This is a genomic window from Tissierellales bacterium (genome assembly GCA_025210965.1).
Lineage (GTDB): Bacteria > Bacillota > Clostridia > Tissierellales > JAOAQY01 > JAOAQY01.
In genome coordinates this window covers 15,432-32,078 of record JAOAQY010000239.1, presented here as the reverse complement: position 1 = coordinate 32,078, position 16,647 = coordinate 15,432, and the positions used below count along the sequence as shown (strand labels likewise).

11 protein-coding genes and 2 riboswitches are annotated in these 16,647 nt (G+C 32.8%); of the genes, 1 reads left to right on the top strand and 10 read right to left on the bottom strand.

The window, feature by feature from the left end; genetic code table 11:
• The 10 genes from N4A40_17020 to N4A40_16975 form a co-directional block, all read right to left on the bottom strand.
• A partial coding sequence (locus N4A40_17020) for a 6,7-dimethyl-8-ribityllumazine synthase (protein MCT4663558.1) occupies positions 1-174 on the bottom strand: 174 nt, incomplete at its 3' end.
• A 60-nt stretch (positions 175-234) separates the two neighbouring features.
• Positions 235-1,446 (bottom strand): bifunctional 3,4-dihydroxy-2-butanone-4-phosphate synthase/GTP cyclohydrolase II, encoded by a 1,212-nt coding sequence (locus N4A40_17015; protein ID MCT4663557.1) that lies wholly within the window; start codon positions 1,444-1,446, stop codon positions 235-237.
• Between the two features lie 11 nt (positions 1,447-1,457).
• Entirely contained in the window at positions 1,458-2,108 is a 651-nt protein-coding gene (locus tag N4A40_17010) for a riboflavin synthase (GenBank protein ID MCT4663556.1), read from the bottom strand.
• A gap of 6 nt (positions 2,109-2,114) precedes the next feature.
• The gene (gene ribD / locus N4A40_17005) at positions 2,115-3,209 is read right to left on the bottom strand and encodes a bifunctional diaminohydroxyphosphoribosylaminopyrimidine deaminase/5-amino-6-(5-phosphoribosylamino)uracil reductase RibD (GenBank protein MCT4663555.1); all 1,095 of its coding nucleotides are present in this window, start codon (positions 3,207-3,209) and stop codon (positions 2,115-2,117) included.
• A 115-nt stretch (positions 3,210-3,324) separates the two neighbouring features.
• Positions 3,325-3,439, bottom strand: a riboswitch (FMN riboswitch).
• A 73-nt stretch (positions 3,440-3,512) separates the two neighbouring features.
• Positions 3,513-3,980, bottom strand: coding sequence for a GNAT family N-acetyltransferase (locus N4A40_17000; protein ID MCT4663554.1), 468 nt, complete (start codon positions 3,978-3,980; stop codon positions 3,513-3,515).
• 184 nt (positions 3,981-4,164) lie between these two features.
• Positions 4,165-7,209 (bottom strand): Ig-like domain-containing protein, encoded by a 3,045-nt coding sequence (locus N4A40_16995; GenBank protein ID MCT4663553.1) that lies wholly within the window; start codon positions 7,207-7,209, stop codon positions 4,165-4,167.
• Positions 7,210-7,387: 178 nt separating this feature from the next.
• Positions 7,388-9,385 (bottom strand): methyl-accepting chemotaxis protein, encoded by a 1,998-nt coding sequence (locus tag N4A40_16990; GenBank protein MCT4663552.1) that lies wholly within the window; start codon positions 9,383-9,385, stop codon positions 7,388-7,390.
• Between the two features lie 168 nt (positions 9,386-9,553).
• Positions 9,554-10,567, bottom strand: coding sequence for a sirohydrochlorin cobaltochelatase (locus tag N4A40_16985; GenBank protein MCT4663551.1), 1,014 nt, complete (start codon positions 10,565-10,567; stop codon positions 9,554-9,556).
• 144 nt (positions 10,568-10,711) lie between these two features.
• Positions 10,712-10,902: riboswitch (cobalamin riboswitch) on the bottom strand.
• 68 nt (positions 10,903-10,970) lie between these two features.
• Complete coding sequence (locus N4A40_16980) at positions 10,971-11,855, bottom strand: radical SAM protein (protein MCT4663550.1); 885 nt, start codon at positions 11,853-11,855, stop codon at positions 10,971-10,973.
• A gap of 55 nt (positions 11,856-11,910) precedes the next feature.
• The gene (locus tag N4A40_16975; protein MCT4663549.1) at positions 11,911-13,863 is read right to left on the bottom strand and encodes a TetM/TetW/TetO/TetS family tetracycline resistance ribosomal protection protein; all 1,953 of its coding nucleotides are present in this window, start codon (positions 13,861-13,863) and stop codon (positions 11,911-11,913) included.
• 265 nt (positions 13,864-14,128) lie between these two features.
• Between N4A40_16975 and N4A40_16970 the strand changes: the two genes are divergently transcribed.
• Positions 14,129-16,645 carry a hypothetical protein gene (locus tag N4A40_16970; protein ID MCT4663548.1) on the top strand — a complete coding sequence of 839 codons (2,517 nt, stop codon included), beginning with the start codon at positions 14,129-14,131 and terminating at the stop codon, positions 16,643-16,645.
• Positions 16,646-16,647 lie beyond the last annotated feature (2 nt).

The window sequence follows — 16,647 nt, the reverse complement described above, 5'->3', positions numbered from 1 at the left end:
TTCAAATGCTCCAGGCACCCAAATCAATGAAATATCATTTTCATCTACACCATGTCTCTTTAATGCATCTATTGCTCCATCTAGTAATTTTCCTCCGATAAATTCATTGAATCTTCCAACTATAATGGCATACTTTCCTTCACTTGCTATTAAATTTCCTTCGTATACGTTCATTTTTATTCCTCCAATTAATTTTTATTTATTTTTCAATTTAAATAGAATATTATTTCTAAATTATTTCGCACTGCTAAAATCTAGTATGTGCCCCATTTTTTCTTTTTTTGTATGCATATAAAAATCGCTTTTTTCATTATGATTTGTCTGAATAGACACCCTTTCAACTATTTCCAGTCCATATCCACTAAGTCCCTTTATCTTCTGAGGGTTATTTGTCATTAGCCTTATTTTACCAAGACCCAAATCGGACAATATTTGAGCCCCTATCCCATACTCTCTCAAATCATCTTCAAATCCAAGAGCTAAATTAGCCTCGACAGTATCCATACCTTCATCTTGAAGTGCATAGGCTTTTATCTTATTTAATAATCCTATACCTCTTCCCTCTTGTCTCATATAAAGAACTACTCCCTCTCCAGCAGCTTCTATTCGCTTAAGAGCGTCAGCTAATTGATCTCCACAATCACATCTGATTGAACCAAATGCATCACCAGTCAAACATTCAGAATGAACTCTAACCAATGTAGGATTTTTTTCTTTAACACTGCCCTTTACAATGGCAACATGATGCTGACCTGTAAGCTTATCTAAATAGCCAATCATATTGAAATTACCATATTTCGTTGGCAATTTAGCTTCTGATATTCTTTCCACCAATTGTTCATTTTTTCTTCTATATTCAATTAAATCTTCTATACTTATCATTAACAAACCATGTTCTTTACAAAAAACTCTTAGCTCCGGTACTCTAGCCATAGTCCCATCGTCACTCATTATTTCACAGATTACCCCCGCCGATTTTAATCCTGCCATTTTCGCTAAATCAACAGCAGCTTCAGTATGTCCAGCACGCTTGAGTACACCGCCAGCCCTAGCTCTTAGTGGAAATATATGTCCTGGTCTTGTAAAATCCTCTGCTCTTGCATCATCTTTCAGTAAGTTCTCTATAGTCATAGCTCTTTCAAAAGCAGATATTCCTGTTTTAGCATCCTTACTATCTACAGATACTGTAAATGCAGTTTCCTTTGCATCTGTATTATTTGAAACCATCTGCCCTATAGCTAAATCATTTAATCTATTTTCCTCCATTGGCATACATATTAGACCTCTACCATATTTTGCCATGAAATTGATTGCTTCTGGATTAGCTTTTTCAGCTGCCATCAATAGATCGCCTTCGTTTTCTCTATTTTCATCATCAACTACAACTACCATCTCACCTTTTTTTATAGCTTCTATAGCTAGTTCTATTTTATCAAAATTTTCCATCATTTCTCCCCCTACGCATATCCATTTTCTCTCAAAAAGTCCATTGTCATTCCAGTCTTTTTCGTACTGCTGTGCGATGTACTCATCATATTAAATACATATTTACCTATAGCATCAGCTTCTAAGTTAACCCATTCTCCAATAGTTTTTGATGTGAGTGTCGTTTCTTCTTGGGTCTTTGGTATTATAGAAACAAAAAAACTATTCGCACCAATCTCAGCAATTGTAAGGCTGGTACCATCTATCGCAATAGAACCTTTTTTTACCAAATATGGTTTTATACAGTCTATAGCTTCTATTTCAATCCAAATTGCAAAGTCTTCTTTTCTTATACTCTTTATTTTTGACTTACCATCTATATGTCCACTAACTATATGACCTCCAAATCTGTCGCCTAATTTAAGTGCCCTTTCAAGATTTACTTTTGCTCCAATTTCTATATTTTCAAAAGATGTATATCTAATAGTCTCTGCCATCAAATCCGCTTCAAAATAATCTTTTCCAAAAGACGTAATAGTAAGGCACACTCCGTTAGTACTTATGCTATCCCCTAATTTAATTCCACTAAGTATTTTTTGAGCTGATATCTTAAGTCTCATAGAATTGTTTACTCTTAATTTATTTTTAACTTGTCCAATTTCTTCTATCAATCCTGTAAACATATGCTATCACCTCTTCACCTTTGAAGTTAAAAGTATGTCTTTTCCAAGTTTCTGATAACTAAAGTCCCCGAGCTTCATAGCATCTTTCATATGCTCTATACCATCTCCTTCTACAGATGATTTAGCATTTTTACCACCAATTATAATCGGTGCTATAAAAAACATCACTTTATCAACAATATTACTATTCATTGCACTATAGTTAACATTAGCTCCACCTTCGATCAACACACTATCTATGCCCATTAAACCTAATTTAGTCATTAATTCTTTTAGGTCAACACCCGTATCCACTTTTCGAATTCTAATTACTTCAGATCCTCGTTCCTTAATTTTTCTTTCTTTTTCTTCTGACATATCCTCAGTAGTTGCAATTATGGTTTTACTTGAAGACTCTGCATCCATAACTTTAGAATTTAATGGTATCCTACCTCTAGTATCAACAACTATTCTAATTGGATCATTTAACTTCTCAGTTTCGGACCTGGCTGTAAGACTAGGATCATCATCTATTACAGTTTGGACTCCAACTAATATCGCGGCTACTTCATTTCGTATTTTATGAGAAAATTCCCTTGATTCTTTTCCTGTAATCCACTTTGATTCGCCTGTTTTTGTTGCTATCTTACCATCTAAACTCATTGCAGATTTCAATATGCAAAATGGTCTCTTTGTCTGTATATATTTTATAAATTTTTCGTTTAATTTTTTTGCCTCATTTTCTAAAACTCCTACGCTAACCTCGATTCCATGCGCTCTTAACTTCTCTACACCTTTTCCACCAACTAGTGGATTAGGGTCTAACATGCCAACTACAACTCTCTTTATTTTTTCTTTTATAATTCTGTCTGTACACGGCGGTGTTTTGCCAAAATGAACACAAGGTTCTAAATTAACATATAGTGTAGCACCCAAAACAGGTTCTATAGCATTTTCAAAAGCATTTATCTCAGCATGCTTTCCACCATAATTTGAATGATATCCTTCTGCTATTATTTCACCATCTTTTACAATTACGGCTCCTACAAGTGGATTTGGATTAACCCTTCCCTTTCCCATTTCTGCTAATTGGAGTGCTTTTCTCATAAATTCACTATCCATGTTTTCCCTCCTTTTAGACCCTTAGTGCTTTTTGAGGCAATATAAAAAGCTCTGAAGATAATCTTCAGAGCTTAAAAATACCACAATCAAATAAGACAAAAAACGCCTTATATATCACAACCTTCTATCATCCAGACTTTACTGTCGGTCTTGGAGTTTCACCAAGTCAGCCAATCGGCTCGCGGACTATAACCGCCGGTCGGGAATTTCACCCTGCCCTGAAGGATCTATTAAATTTTACAAATTCATATTACCATGTTTTTTTGACAATAGCAAGTCTTTATTTCAAATATTCTTTATTACTTAACTTGTTTTTCTATTATATTTTGAAGATCCACGTCTTCTTTTTTGCCAAAAAATCATTTGATTTTGAGTGGCGATTTTATCCATTCCAACTTTTTCTAATACTCTTATTGAGCCAATATTGTCTTGCCTGCATTCTGCAATTATATACTCTGCTCCCCTTCCATACGCCCATTTCATAAGCGATTCCACTGCCTCTGTTCCATAACCAGAATTTTGAGCACTCGCAACTATGCTGTAACCAATTTCAACAATTCCATCATCATCTACAATGCCTTTAAATCCACCATCACCTATGAGTTTTCCATTCTCTTTCTTGAATATCAGCCAAGGACCCCATCCTTCTAGATTTTTATTTTGCTTTACAACACTTAAATATTTCAATATATGCTCGCGTTCGTACCCTCTTTTTTCGCACATTTCCTTTTCACATGAAATCAATATTAATCTATCAGTATCTATTCTCATATGTTTTATCTCCCTATAAATAGTCTATAATAAATTCTATCATAATATTCTGCTATAGTTTATGGTAAGTAAATGTATAAGAAAACATACCCTATAATACAAAGGTGCCCAGCCAAAAATATTCCATCAAACATGGAAATGTTTTAAGCTTGACACCAAATTTCATATTGCTATATAGTTTATTTTATGCTGGTGAAGGTGCATCATTTATTATTTTAACTTTAAATTCCTTTACTACTTGACCATCCCCACTAGTTCCTGTCAATGTGTATATATCACCAATTTCTGGTGCATCATCCACATTTCCTGATATATCAAGTGTTCTACCATTATCGCTCACAATCAAATCTATCTTTGAAGAATCACTTATCGTCCAATTTATAGTTTGATTGCTAACGCCAGAAGGTAATAAAGTTGCTGTAACATCAGCTCCACTAAACAATGCTCCTATTTCTATAAACCCGTCTAAATAACTGTCACTTGTTATAACTATATCATTTGCTTGTACCTTTACTGTAAATTCACACGATGCAGCTGGTATATTACTAGGCGAGTGATCTACCGAAATAGAAGCAACTCCGCCCCCTACCGCTGTTACTAAACCTTGGTCATCAACCCTAACAATATTTTCATCTGAGCTCGTCCATGTCAGCACAGGATTAGTTACATCATCTGGCTCTAATGTCGCTATCAATTGATAAGTATCACCTGCATCTAAAGTCTTGTCTGAAACATTTAATGTTAAATGTGTTGCCCAAACTGGTTCTACGATTACATCACAGCTTGCATTTACACTTCCATCTGAATTTCTAACTCTTATTGTCGTGTTTCCTTCAGCAATTCCTTCAACAGAACCATCGCCCACACTTCGAGCTATACTTTCGTCATCACTCGACCAAATAAGCTGTGAATCCGTCGTATTAGAAGGCTCTAATGAATAAACTAATTGTATAGTTCTTCCCAATCCTATACTCTTAGTTGTCTCTAAATTTATTCCAGTAAGAGGAATACTGTCTTGAACTATTTCAATTGGCACAATTATAAATACATTGGTATCAGCCGTTTCTCCTCTCAAACTATAGGTAGCTCCATTTTGAAAATCATCATTAGACAGCGCTTGTATAGTAAGTGTTTTTCCACCATCAGCTTCTATTAAATTCACCTTATCTGGTGTAGTATTAACTGTCCAATTAATTTGCTGTGCAGTTGCATCTGTAGGCAATACTCTAGCAGTAATTACCTTATCTCCCGTAGATGAATTTATCTGTACTTTTTCATTTGTAAGTCCAGTAATGACTTCTATTCCAGTAGTTTCTATATGAGGAATTCTACCAGTTAATTGACATGTTGCTTGCTTTCCATTGCTTGTTTCCGCTCGCAATGTTGTATTTCCAGCCCCTACTACCGTCACACGACCACTATTATCTATTGTAGCCACGTTAATATCACTGCTTGACCAGCTTAAATTCTTATCAGTTGCATCTGCTGGTAATATTGTAGGTGTCAAATCCCAGCTTTCACCAATATCTAAATCCAGCGCAGTTTCTAACAATGATACTGACTCGACTTCTACAACACTTGGTGTTGGTTCTGGTGTTGGTTCTGGCGTTGGTTCTGGCACTGCTTTAGTAACTATGCTACACTTTGCAAATACACCATTATCGGCTTTAGCAATTATATCAGCTTGACCTTCTTTAATTGCTAAAACATTTCCCGTACCATCTACTTTTACAATGTTATTATCACTACTAGACCATTGAATATCTTTGTTCTCTGCTTCTACTGGATCTATAGTAGCAATAATTTTAGCATTCTCTCCTACATTCATTTCTAATGACTCTACATTTAGAGTTATACTTGAAACTTCGACCTCTTTAGAAATAACTTTTACCAAACATTTTGAAGTTTTATCATTGCTAGTTGATACAATTACATTAGTCTCTCCTTCACTAACCGCAATTACTTTTCCACTGCTACTCACACTCGCAATATTTGAGTTTTCACTAGACCAATTAAGACTTTTATCTGATGCATTTTGTGGATTAATCTCTGCACTTAGGGTAAAACTTTTTCCAATCTCTAATTCTATACTATTGTTGGAAATAACTATTTTTTCTACAGAAATAATTTCATCATCGTTATCGTCTTCATCTCTGTCTTCGTCTTCATCATCGTCTTTGTCTTCATCTCTGTCTTCATCTTCGTCATCGTCATCGTCTTCATCTTCGTCATCGTCGTCTTTGTCATTGTCTCTATCATCATCTTTATCTTCATCTCTGTTGTCGTCTCTGTCTTCGTCTTCATTTGACTTTTCACTTTTTTCTTCTGTATTTGAACTACTACTTCCCTCATTATTTTCATCATATATTATGTTTTCATTTATATTATCTTCAGCTACATCGGGCTGTATTTTATTTAGCTCTTGCTCTTTAATTTGTTTATTTATTTCAATTTGCTTATCTACCTTCTCTAACATATCAGCATCTACCCTATCAGGGCTTTCTTTTATAGATTCTAAAACAAAATCATTAAGCTTTTCAACTTTAAGTTCTTCTATTTCTACCTCTATAATCGATTCTAATTCTGTATTTTCATTCTCTGATGCGTCGCTTCTTTCCACTACAGCCTCTTGTCCCTTAAAAATAAGAACTTCTTCCTGATTTTCTTCTACTACACTTCCTTGCTTTTTATTGAGTTTTTCCTTATCTTTTTTTTCTCTAGAAAAAGCTACAACACCTTCTACTACTTTTACATTTGTTTTTTCATCTTCTTCTCCCACATAAAACTTTGTACCACGAACTCCCATTATAGCTGTAGGTGTTTTTATTTCAAATTTTGAATCTTCTTCTAATTTTTTGTTGATATCGACCCAGATTTCACCAGTTGCCAAACTAAGTTTTGTTTTGCCAACACTATCTCCAATTTTCTCTTTAAGTGTTGTTACCTGTATTAACGTATCGGCTCCAATTTTTACTTCTTTATATCTGTCAATTTCTAGATTAACCCACGAATCCAATCCCGTTTCAATACTATCACCTTGAGTCAATGACATTCCCTTAAATGCCTTTAATCCAGTTTCTTTGCCGGCTTGCATCATTTGGACATCACCTGAAAAATCAACAATTTTGGCTACAATTTTTCCCTCTTCCTCTGCTAATGAAAAAGGCGTAGCTGTCATTATGATAATCATAATCAATAGCCACGCCATCCGCTGCTTTAATTTTTGCATTCGCAACAACTCCTTTCACAAACCCCTTCTCTTTTGTATAGTTATCTGAATTATATCACATTTCTATTCTTTAATGTATTTTTTTTATTTATTTTATTGTTATGTAACTCAATGTATATAAATAAATATCGCAGTCAAATAGGCATATTTGACTGCGATTCTAACAATATTCTTTACCCTACAATTTAAATTTATCTACTATTTCATTAAAATCTTTAGATAAATCATTTAACTCTCTAGTACGATATTTAATTTTTTCAAGTACTAAGTTCTGTTCTTCTACTGATGCCGCTACCTCTTCTGTTCCAGCTGAAGCTTCTTCAATAATTGCTACCATAGCATCCATTTTCATCATTGCTTGATTTTTTTCTTCTTCTATTTTCAACATATCCTCTACCAATTTTTCTATGCCTTGTTTTGTTAATTCAAGTGAATTTGACGTTATTTTTGTATCTCTCTGCGTTTCATTTAATCTTGTATCTATTTCCTTAGCCGTATTATTTGATTTTTTCATACTGCTTGTAGCATTTTCAACATCTTGTTGTATAGTTTCAATTAAACTCGATATCTCCACTGTTGATTTAGCTGTTTCCTCTGCTAATTTTCTTATTTCTTCCGCTACAACTGCAAATCCTTTGCCTGATTCTCCAGCTCTAGCCGCTTCAATTGCCGCATTTAGAGCTAGCAAATTAGTTTGTTCTGCAATTCCTTGTATTGTAGTTACAACATTTCCAATAGTCTCCGATTTTTGAGCTAATTCTTCAACTCTATTGTTTGCATCTTTTATTGCATTATGGTTTTCTTCCAACTTATCAAATAAAACTTCTAAATGCACCACACTTTCCATATTAGCATCATATGTTTTTTTAGACTGCACTTTTAATCTATCCGCTATATCAATAGCATCTTTTATCTTCATTGCAAGATCTATAAGCGTTTTGTTTACAAATTCCATTTCACTTGCCTGTTCCGTAGCACCCTTTGCTAATTCTTCGCTTGTCTGACTTATTGTATTCATCGTGTTGTAGCTTTCATCTGATGATAATGCTATTTCTCTAGACGTATTTTCAATTTCTGATGCATGATCTTTTATAACTCCTATTATCGATCTTAACTCCTCTCTCAAGGTTAATGCATTTCTTCCCATATCTCCAAATTCATCTTTTTTGTTTTCAATTTCTTTGCAATCAATAATTTCTTTTAAATTCAAATTTGACGTATTTTGTATAATTTTTAAAATTTTATTTATAGGCTTTGTCATAGAGATTGTTACAACATAAGTTATTGCAAATCCTATAATCAGTATTACAAATGCTATAATCACAAATCCTCTTATTAGATTATTTAGTGGTTCCTCTATTTCACTAATTGGCATAACCGCTATAAATTTCCATCCTGTATTTTCTATACCATACGATTTAAAATATTTTTCTTTACCATCATAGTCTTCAATTCTCAATCCATTTTCATTTTTCAACTCAGCTATTTTCTTAAGCTGCCCATCTTTTATATTAGTTATCAAATTAAACTTTTCCTTAGTCGGATTAAACTCCGTATGCTTATGTACCAATATTCGATTTTGATTATCAATCAGAAATCCATATCCATTTTTTCCTATTTTATTTGATTCTACCATAGCTACAACTTTATCGAGTTTCAAATCCATTCCAACGGTTCCTGTTATATCTCCACCTGCATGAATTGGGGCTGCAATTGTTACAACCATATCACCAGTTCCCTGATCTACATATGGAGCTGTAAATATTAACTTTCCTTTTTGATGTGCAAGTTCATGCCAATCTTGATCATGATAGTCATAGTCTTCACCAGGAATCCAACCATCTGAAGATACCAATTGATTGTCCTCTATCCCTGCATAAAATATTGACCCATATTTTGCTTCATAGCCAGCTAAATATTTCTCCAGTCGCTCTGAATCAATTTCTTGTTTTGATGAAATATCATAAGATAAATTATCAAGTATTATCGATTTATTTTCAAACCAACAACTTATTTCTCTTCCATAAGTTTGAACTATTTGATCAATTTTTTCATCGCTAAGCTTTAATAAGTTATCTTGCGATAATCGATAACTGAAAATCGAACATACCAAAACACTAAGTAAACAAATAAATCCTATAGAACACATTAATTTAATTTTAATACCTTTTCTCACTAAAATCCCCCCACAATTTATTTATGAACACGATTACACACTTTCATTATAGGAACTATCAATTAATATTGTCAACTTATATTATCTTTAACCAAAAAAAATACCAAAATCTATATCTATTTGTATTTTGAACAGATATAGATTTTGGTATTAATATTTGTATTTATTCTATTTTTTTTCTTCTGTCTTCACTTCAACCACTACTTCTTTAACCTCTGCGGTTTCTTTAGCCTTAGCTTCTTCTTGTGCTTTTAATTCTGCTGCTTCTGCTAAAAGTTGATCTATTTCATTTTGTGTATGACTAGCATAAATATTTCTTATGCCTTCATTTTCTCCCAATCCATGTAAATAAATTTCCACTTCATAGCCTGCTTTTTCTAATATGCTTTTCCAAGAATCTTCTTCTTCACCAGCCATATCATTTTTTGCATGATCTCCTGCAACTAACATAAATGGCATCAATGTAACTTTTTTTACCTTATTTTCTTCTAATCGCTTTTTAACTTCTTCTATGCTTGGGTAGCCCTCTACAGTTCCAACAAATACATTTTCATATCCTAAATCATGAAATACATAGTCCATAGCCGGGTATGTCGAATTTGCAAAGTGATGAGTTCCATGACCCATAAATACTACTGCTTCGCCTTCTTTTCTCTCTGGTAATTGTGATTCTAATGCCTTTGCTACGTTTTTATAATCTTCAACCGAAGTCAATAGCGGACTAGCTACTTCAAATGTATTAAATGACTCAGCATAAGGAGTGCTTTCTTCAACTAATTCATCGTACTCAGCTCCATTCATTATGTGTAGTGGCTGAACTATGATATCTGTATATCCTTCTTTTTTGAATTCTTCCATAGCTTCTTCTACCGTATTTACTTTAACTCCATCTCTCTTGTCAATAATCTTAATTATCATTTTAGATGTGAATGCTCTTTTTACATCATATTCTGGGAATGTTTTTTGAATTTGCTTTTCAGCAGCTTCAATAGTAAGCGCTCTAGTATCTGCGTGACTTGTTCCAAAGCTTACTACTAAAATCCCTTTTTTGACTTCTTTTTGTTGATCTGCTTGTATTGTCTGAACTGCTTTTTCTGCAGTTTCATTAGCCAATACACTTGCTCCCCCCAAACTTGTTACACCTAACATCAATACCATCGCAAAAATCGCTAATTTTTTCATTTAAAATCTCTCCCTCTTTTTCTATTTTGAGCATGAGCTTTTATAATAAAAAAAGTCAACTTGAAACACACAAGTCAACCTTAAAATATTCTAAATTTATTAGATTAAAACTCATACTTCCCACCGAAGTTCAAAAGTCTACAACTTTTAGTTCTCATTCATGGCAGGTCTCCTGACTTATAGCTCAAACTTACTCTCTTTGCCTTCCCAGATAAATCCAGTGGCTCATACAGATTTCATAACTATTTACAGTAGCGGGGGCTGTAGAGGAATTTCACCTCTTTCCCTTTTAATATCCAGTATTAATCTAGATAACCATAAAAGCATATTATTCTATTTCCTAGTCCATTATAACTAAAATAAATAATTAATTCAATAATTTTACATACTAATTTCTATCTATTTACAAAAATGACAATTGCTTTTCTCCATAATCCGATTGATATCTCTCAACTATATCTTTCATTCTATACAAAATGCCGTGAATTTCACATTCTTTTTTAAAAATATCAAAAAGTTCAGTCGCTTTAGGAGATTTACAATTATAATTAGTTCTAAATTGATCAATGTATTTTTGACACATTCCTGGAAATATTTTTTCAATTTCTTTCAAAAAATACACCCTTTGATTTTGTCTTAATGTCATGCCAAATGAAGGATATATAAACTTTGCTCCTGATTCATTAGCTTTTTTAATAATCTTCAATATATTGTTTTCATTATCTTCTAAAAAAGGTATAACTGGCATCATCAATATTCCTGAAAATATTCCTATCTCAGACATTTCATTTATAACTTCAAATCGAGATGAGCTACAATTGACCCTAGGTTCTATTTTTTTTGAAAGCTCATCATCCGCCGTTGTAATTGTAATTTTAATTAAAACCGGCGCCCTTTTCTTTATTTCTAGTAATATGTCCATATCTCGTAGTATCAAATTACTTTTAGTCGCTATGGCCACTCCAAAACCATATTTTGCTATTTTTTCTAATGCTTTTCTAGTTAATTTCAAATCTTTTTCAAAAGGATTGTATGGATCAGACATAGCTCCCAAACCAATAACCCCAGTTCTCCGTTTTCCTCTAAGTTCTCTTTCTAAAATATTTATCGCATCTTTTTTCGCTTTCACTGTATCAAAATTGTCTATATGATAACATTCACTCCTACTATCACAATAAATACATCCATGGGAACATCCTTTATACAAGTTCATATTGTAATGACACCCAAACCATGGATTACTTTTAGAATAACCTGATAAAATAGTTTTTGCATCAATCCATTCCAATCTTTTCACTCCTTTTAGATGTATTCTATCAGTGAATTTACGACAGCTATTTGTCCTATTTCAAAACTGTATGCATATACTTTTTTGCTTCATTCCAAGCAATTTTGTAATGTTTTCCTTTAGAGCAAAATATAGAATCCGGACTATGCCCTTCATCATTATTTGCATCATAATTAAAAATACCTATTATTTCATTTTCATCATGGCAATCCCTATATCCTTCAAATTTTAAATTTACCACACCTCTTCCACTTGTATAAATAGCTATCTTTTTTTCATATCCTCTAAATTTTGATACTGGAACTATACCTGAAACAATGGCATAATCTTCATCTAATATTGGTTCTTCACTATCAGCTTTTAGTATCTGTAAATCAGATAACAGCTTTCCAATACATTTGGATGGTACTTTTATTTTGAATTTGTAATATGGTTCGAGTAATTTACTCTTAGCTTCTTTTAATCCTTGTCTAATAGCTCTATAAGTGGCTTCTCTAAAATCGCCACCTTCAGTGTGCTTGTTATGGGACTTTCCTGTTAGAAGTGTTATTTTCACATCAGTAAGTTCACTTCCAGTAAGCACTCCTCTGTGTTTACGTTCAAAAACATGTTGCTTAACTAAATTTTGATAGCCAATTGATAAATCATCTGCATGACATTTATTTTCAAATAGAATTCCACTCCCTCTCTCTCCACTCTCAATTTTTAATTGAACTTCTGCATAGTGTTTCAATGGTTCAAAATGTCCACTTCCTATAACTTCTCCAACTATAGTCTCCTTATATATTATTTCTGGCTCATCAAAACTAACCTCTACTTTAAATCTATCCATAATAGATTCTTTTAAAACCTCAAGTTGTATCTCCCCCATAGTGTGAATATATATTTCACGTCTATCTTCATTCCAAAAAACCTGAAGTGATGGATCTTCATCATCTAAAAACTTGAAATATTTATATGCTAATTTGGGGTCAATATTTGATATAAATTTCACTTTAGTTTTTAATACTGGGTATATTTCATATTCTTCATCAGATTTTAATATTCCAACGCCTTGTCCTACTCTAGTTTCACTTAAGCCTCTAATTGCTGCTAATTCACCAGCTTTTATCTGATTGATTTTTTTTCGATTTCTTCCATTTATTCTAACTATTTCTGTAATTTTCTCATTTATCTCATCAGCTCCATATTTTAAGTAGTCTCTGACTTTAATTTGACCAGTATAAGCCTTTACATATGACCATCTAGCTCCGTCTTTATCATATACTACTTTGTATACTTTGCCTCCAAATGCACTATCTTCATTGTAGGCTGTACTTGTAAATCTATCAAATCTACTAAAAAACGATTCCACACCATTATTTTTTAATGCTGAACCACTTATATAAGGAAATACTTTTCTATTTCTTATAGCTTCTGTAAAGCAATTTTGCCATATCTCATTATCAAAGTCATCGTTTAAATAGCCTTCAAGCCATTCGTCTTTTAACTCAGCAATGCTTTCAATTAGCTCTCCACTCAGCTGACCTCCATCATCAATGTCTTTCAAATCAATCATTTTTATATTGAAGTTTTCTTCAAAATGTTTAAGTACATTTTGCTCTACTGCTCCTACCCTATCTATTTTATTTATAAATATAAATGTCGGTATATTATATGTATCTAAATATTCCCAAATAGTTTCAGTATGAGCTTGCACCCCCTCAACAGCACTTACAATCAATACTGCATAATCTAAAATAGGGAACGCCCTCTCCATTTCAGATGAGAAATCTATATGCCCCGGAGTATCTAATATATAATATTTAGAATCATTATACTCAAAATACCCTTGGCCAAAATATATAGTAATACCTCTTTTTTTCTCTATATCGTCATCATCTAGAAAACTATTTTTGTGATCTACTCTACCTGCTTTTGAAATAACACCCGCATTGCAAAACAGCTGTTCCGAAAATGTTGTTTTACCTGCATCTACATGTGCTAGTATCCCTATAGTTTTTTTCATATTACCACCTCGTTTCTTATATTTTATGGCAATATTTTTTTCAAGTCAAAAATATTCGAATTTTTTTCTCATTTTTGTAATTTGTTAAACATTTTTATTTACAGCGTTGACTTATCTTGCGTTTTATTATACAATATTTTCATAAATATATGTATATTTTGAAATATCTGTATTTTTATGATTATATGCGCGTGTAATCTCAAATAAGACATAAGAAATATCGACATAAATCTAACACTAAAAAATTTTAAAGAGGTGCTTATTTATGAAAAAATATCATAGTAAAAAAGTAACACTACTTCTAGCTGCTGCGACATTGGCTACCCAATTCCCATTTGCAAATACAGCTAATATAGCTTTAGCATCTGAATCAGCTAACTCAGATGACTCTTTCGATGAATCTCTAGCTCAGATGTTTATAGAAATGATTGAAAATGATGCTGATTATTGTACCCGTAATGCAACTGTCGCTGATAGGATTCTAGAAAGCAATGATTTAGAACGCTATTATGGAATATTTACAAACCACATTTCAAGCGCTAAATCAACAAAAAATGATTTAGTAAATAGCTTTGGAGTTCCATCAGATTCCCAATCTCTAGTAAAAATAGATTCTTTAATAATCACTATGCAAACTGCACTAGTTGATTTAGCTAAAAATTCATTTACTGCAGTATCGGATTCATCAAGCTCTGCAAATATCCAAGTGGTAATAGATAATGGTAATAAAACAATATCTTATTTAACTGACACTGAAAATCTAGATAGTAATCATGAATTAGTCCAAGGTCTATCTTCTTCTATAGATGCTTTTAAAGAAAATTGTCCTAATATCGTAGCCACAGAAGCTTCAAATAAATTAGATGTTGCTATAAAAAGCGAATCTTTTAGTGAAATAAAAAAATCTTTATCATTCATTGAAAATGCAAAAAACACATTAATAACAGAATATAATCTTGATTTAAATTCAGAATTAATTCAAAATTTGGAGATTGAAGCCGAAAACGCAAATCAGAGACTTCCAGAATTTTTAGTAACGGATACTATCAATCAAATAAATGATGCCATTGCATCAAAAGAATATTCTAAATTAGAGATTGCAAAAGCTCACGCAGATGCTTCAAAAACTATGCTAATAGAAGACTATCGTCTAGCTCCTGACTCTAGCGAAGTTATAAGGCTAAATTACGCAATAAGCAGAATTGACCGTGCCCTAAATGGTTTAGATGATTCTCTTCCTATAAGCTCTGCTATAGAAAAAATTGATGCTGCTATTGCCTCTGGAAAATATACTTACCTTGCGTGGGATGAATCTAAAGAAAGCTATATTGAATTGATGGATGCTGCAAAAAATGCTTTAAAAACGAGAGAAGAATTAATTAAAGATAGTTACTCACCTCAAAGTGAATCAATCAGAACTCTAGATCAATCAATACAAAGTTTAGCTTCTCCACTTGTTAATTCTATAATGAATCAAGTTAGTTCAGTTCTATATCAAATGAGTGGCATACACTTAAAAGAACTTTATGAAGCTGGGCAAAATGCTCAAGATCTAAAAAAATTATTGATTGACGATTTGAACTTTACAGAAGACTCAAATACTATAATCAATTTAGAGCAACAAATAACTTACTTAAAAAGAGATGCATCATCCGAAAGACTTCTAGAACACGCAATATCCACACTAGAAGATGCATACTCATCTGAATCGATCTCTGAAATGAATGATGCTTTAGAAGAAGTATCCTATGCGCAAAAACATCTTTTATACAACTTCAATTATGATTCAAACAATCAAATGGTAAAAGACTTATTTGATGAAATGGTAAAAGTAAAACAAAAGAAGGTAGGACTTGAGAACATTGATTCACCTACAGTACCTCTTATTTCAAATCCAAATTGGTACTCTGAAGGAATGCCAGAAAAAATACTTGTACGTGAACAAGTTAGTCGTCCTGAAACTGTAATAATAGACTTGGTAGCAAAAGAAAGAATGGCTATTCAAAATGATAGAATAGAATTTCTCGATAGAAAAGAAGATGATATATTTACTGAAACAACTCATTTTTGGCCTGCTCCTGGATCAAAATGGGATCATGCAGTAGGATTTATTGGACCTGATGGAGTTCTAGTAGAAAGTTTCGATGATATTCCAGATTGCCCTCAAATTGCAAGTGGCGATGTAGTATTTAGTATTGTTTTTGAAACTGGAGGTCCATTCTATGACGTCCCTAAATTAGTAAACCGCTCTTACTGGAAACTAGTAAAAGAAACAAGAGTTGGAGCAACTGGAAGTAGTGTAAATTTAACTGAATCATTAACCACAGGAACTTCTGAAACTGAGACGACTAGCCTAGCGAAAACAGTTAGTACTAGTCTTGACTTTGGAACAAAAATTGGAGTTACTGCTGGCGCTGGTGGACATCAAGGTGCTCCAAGCGGTGGAGTTTCTTCAGATTTTTCAGTTGGTTCTTCTATCTCAAATAGTTTGAGTTCTACTTTCGGTAGAAGCTTCACTGTATCATCACAAGAACAAGTCGCAATAAGACAAAATTTTGAAACAAATGGCTTAGATAGAAAAGTAGCTCTATATCAATATGTTGAAGAATTTGAAAAAGACTTTTATCCTGATGACTCAGAAAATGATTTTTTAAGAATGTTAAAATATGCTACAAATGATGTTTTAGTATCTCCTCGAGTTAGAACTCAAGCAGTTCTTCCAACAGAACATCACACTACTGTAGATATTTCTGAAGAAGAAATAGAATTATCTAGTAACTAAAT

Bases quoted from the DNA above. Each gene is read 5' to 3' on its own strand.
- N4A40_17015 (MCT4663557.1), bottom strand. From the start codon at position 1,446: ATGGAAAATTTTGATAAAATAGAACTAGCTATAGAAGCTATAAAAAAA.
- N4A40_17010 (MCT4663556.1), bottom strand. From the start codon at position 2,108: ATGTTTACAGGATTGATAGAAGAAATTGGACAAGTTAAAAATAAATTA.
- ribD (MCT4663555.1), bottom strand. From the start codon at position 3,209: ATGGATAGTGAATTTATGAGAAAAGCACTCCAATTAGCAGAAATGGGA.
- N4A40_17000 (MCT4663554.1), bottom strand. From the start codon at position 3,980: ATGAGAATAGATACTGATAGATTAATATTGATTTCATGTGAAAAGGAA.
- N4A40_16995 (MCT4663553.1), bottom strand. From the start codon at position 7,209: ATGCAAAAATTAAAGCAGCGGATGGCGTGGCTATTGATTATGATTATC.
- N4A40_16985 (MCT4663551.1), bottom strand. From the start codon at position 10,567: ATGAAAAAATTAGCGATTTTTGCGATGGTATTGATGTTAGGTGTAACA.
- N4A40_16975 (MCT4663549.1), bottom strand. From the start codon at position 13,863: ATGAAAAAAACTATAGGGATACTAGCACATGTAGATGCAGGTAAAACA.
- N4A40_16970 (MCT4663548.1), top strand. From the start codon at position 14,129: ATGAAAAAATATCATAGTAAAAAAGTAACACTACTTCTAGCTGCTGCG.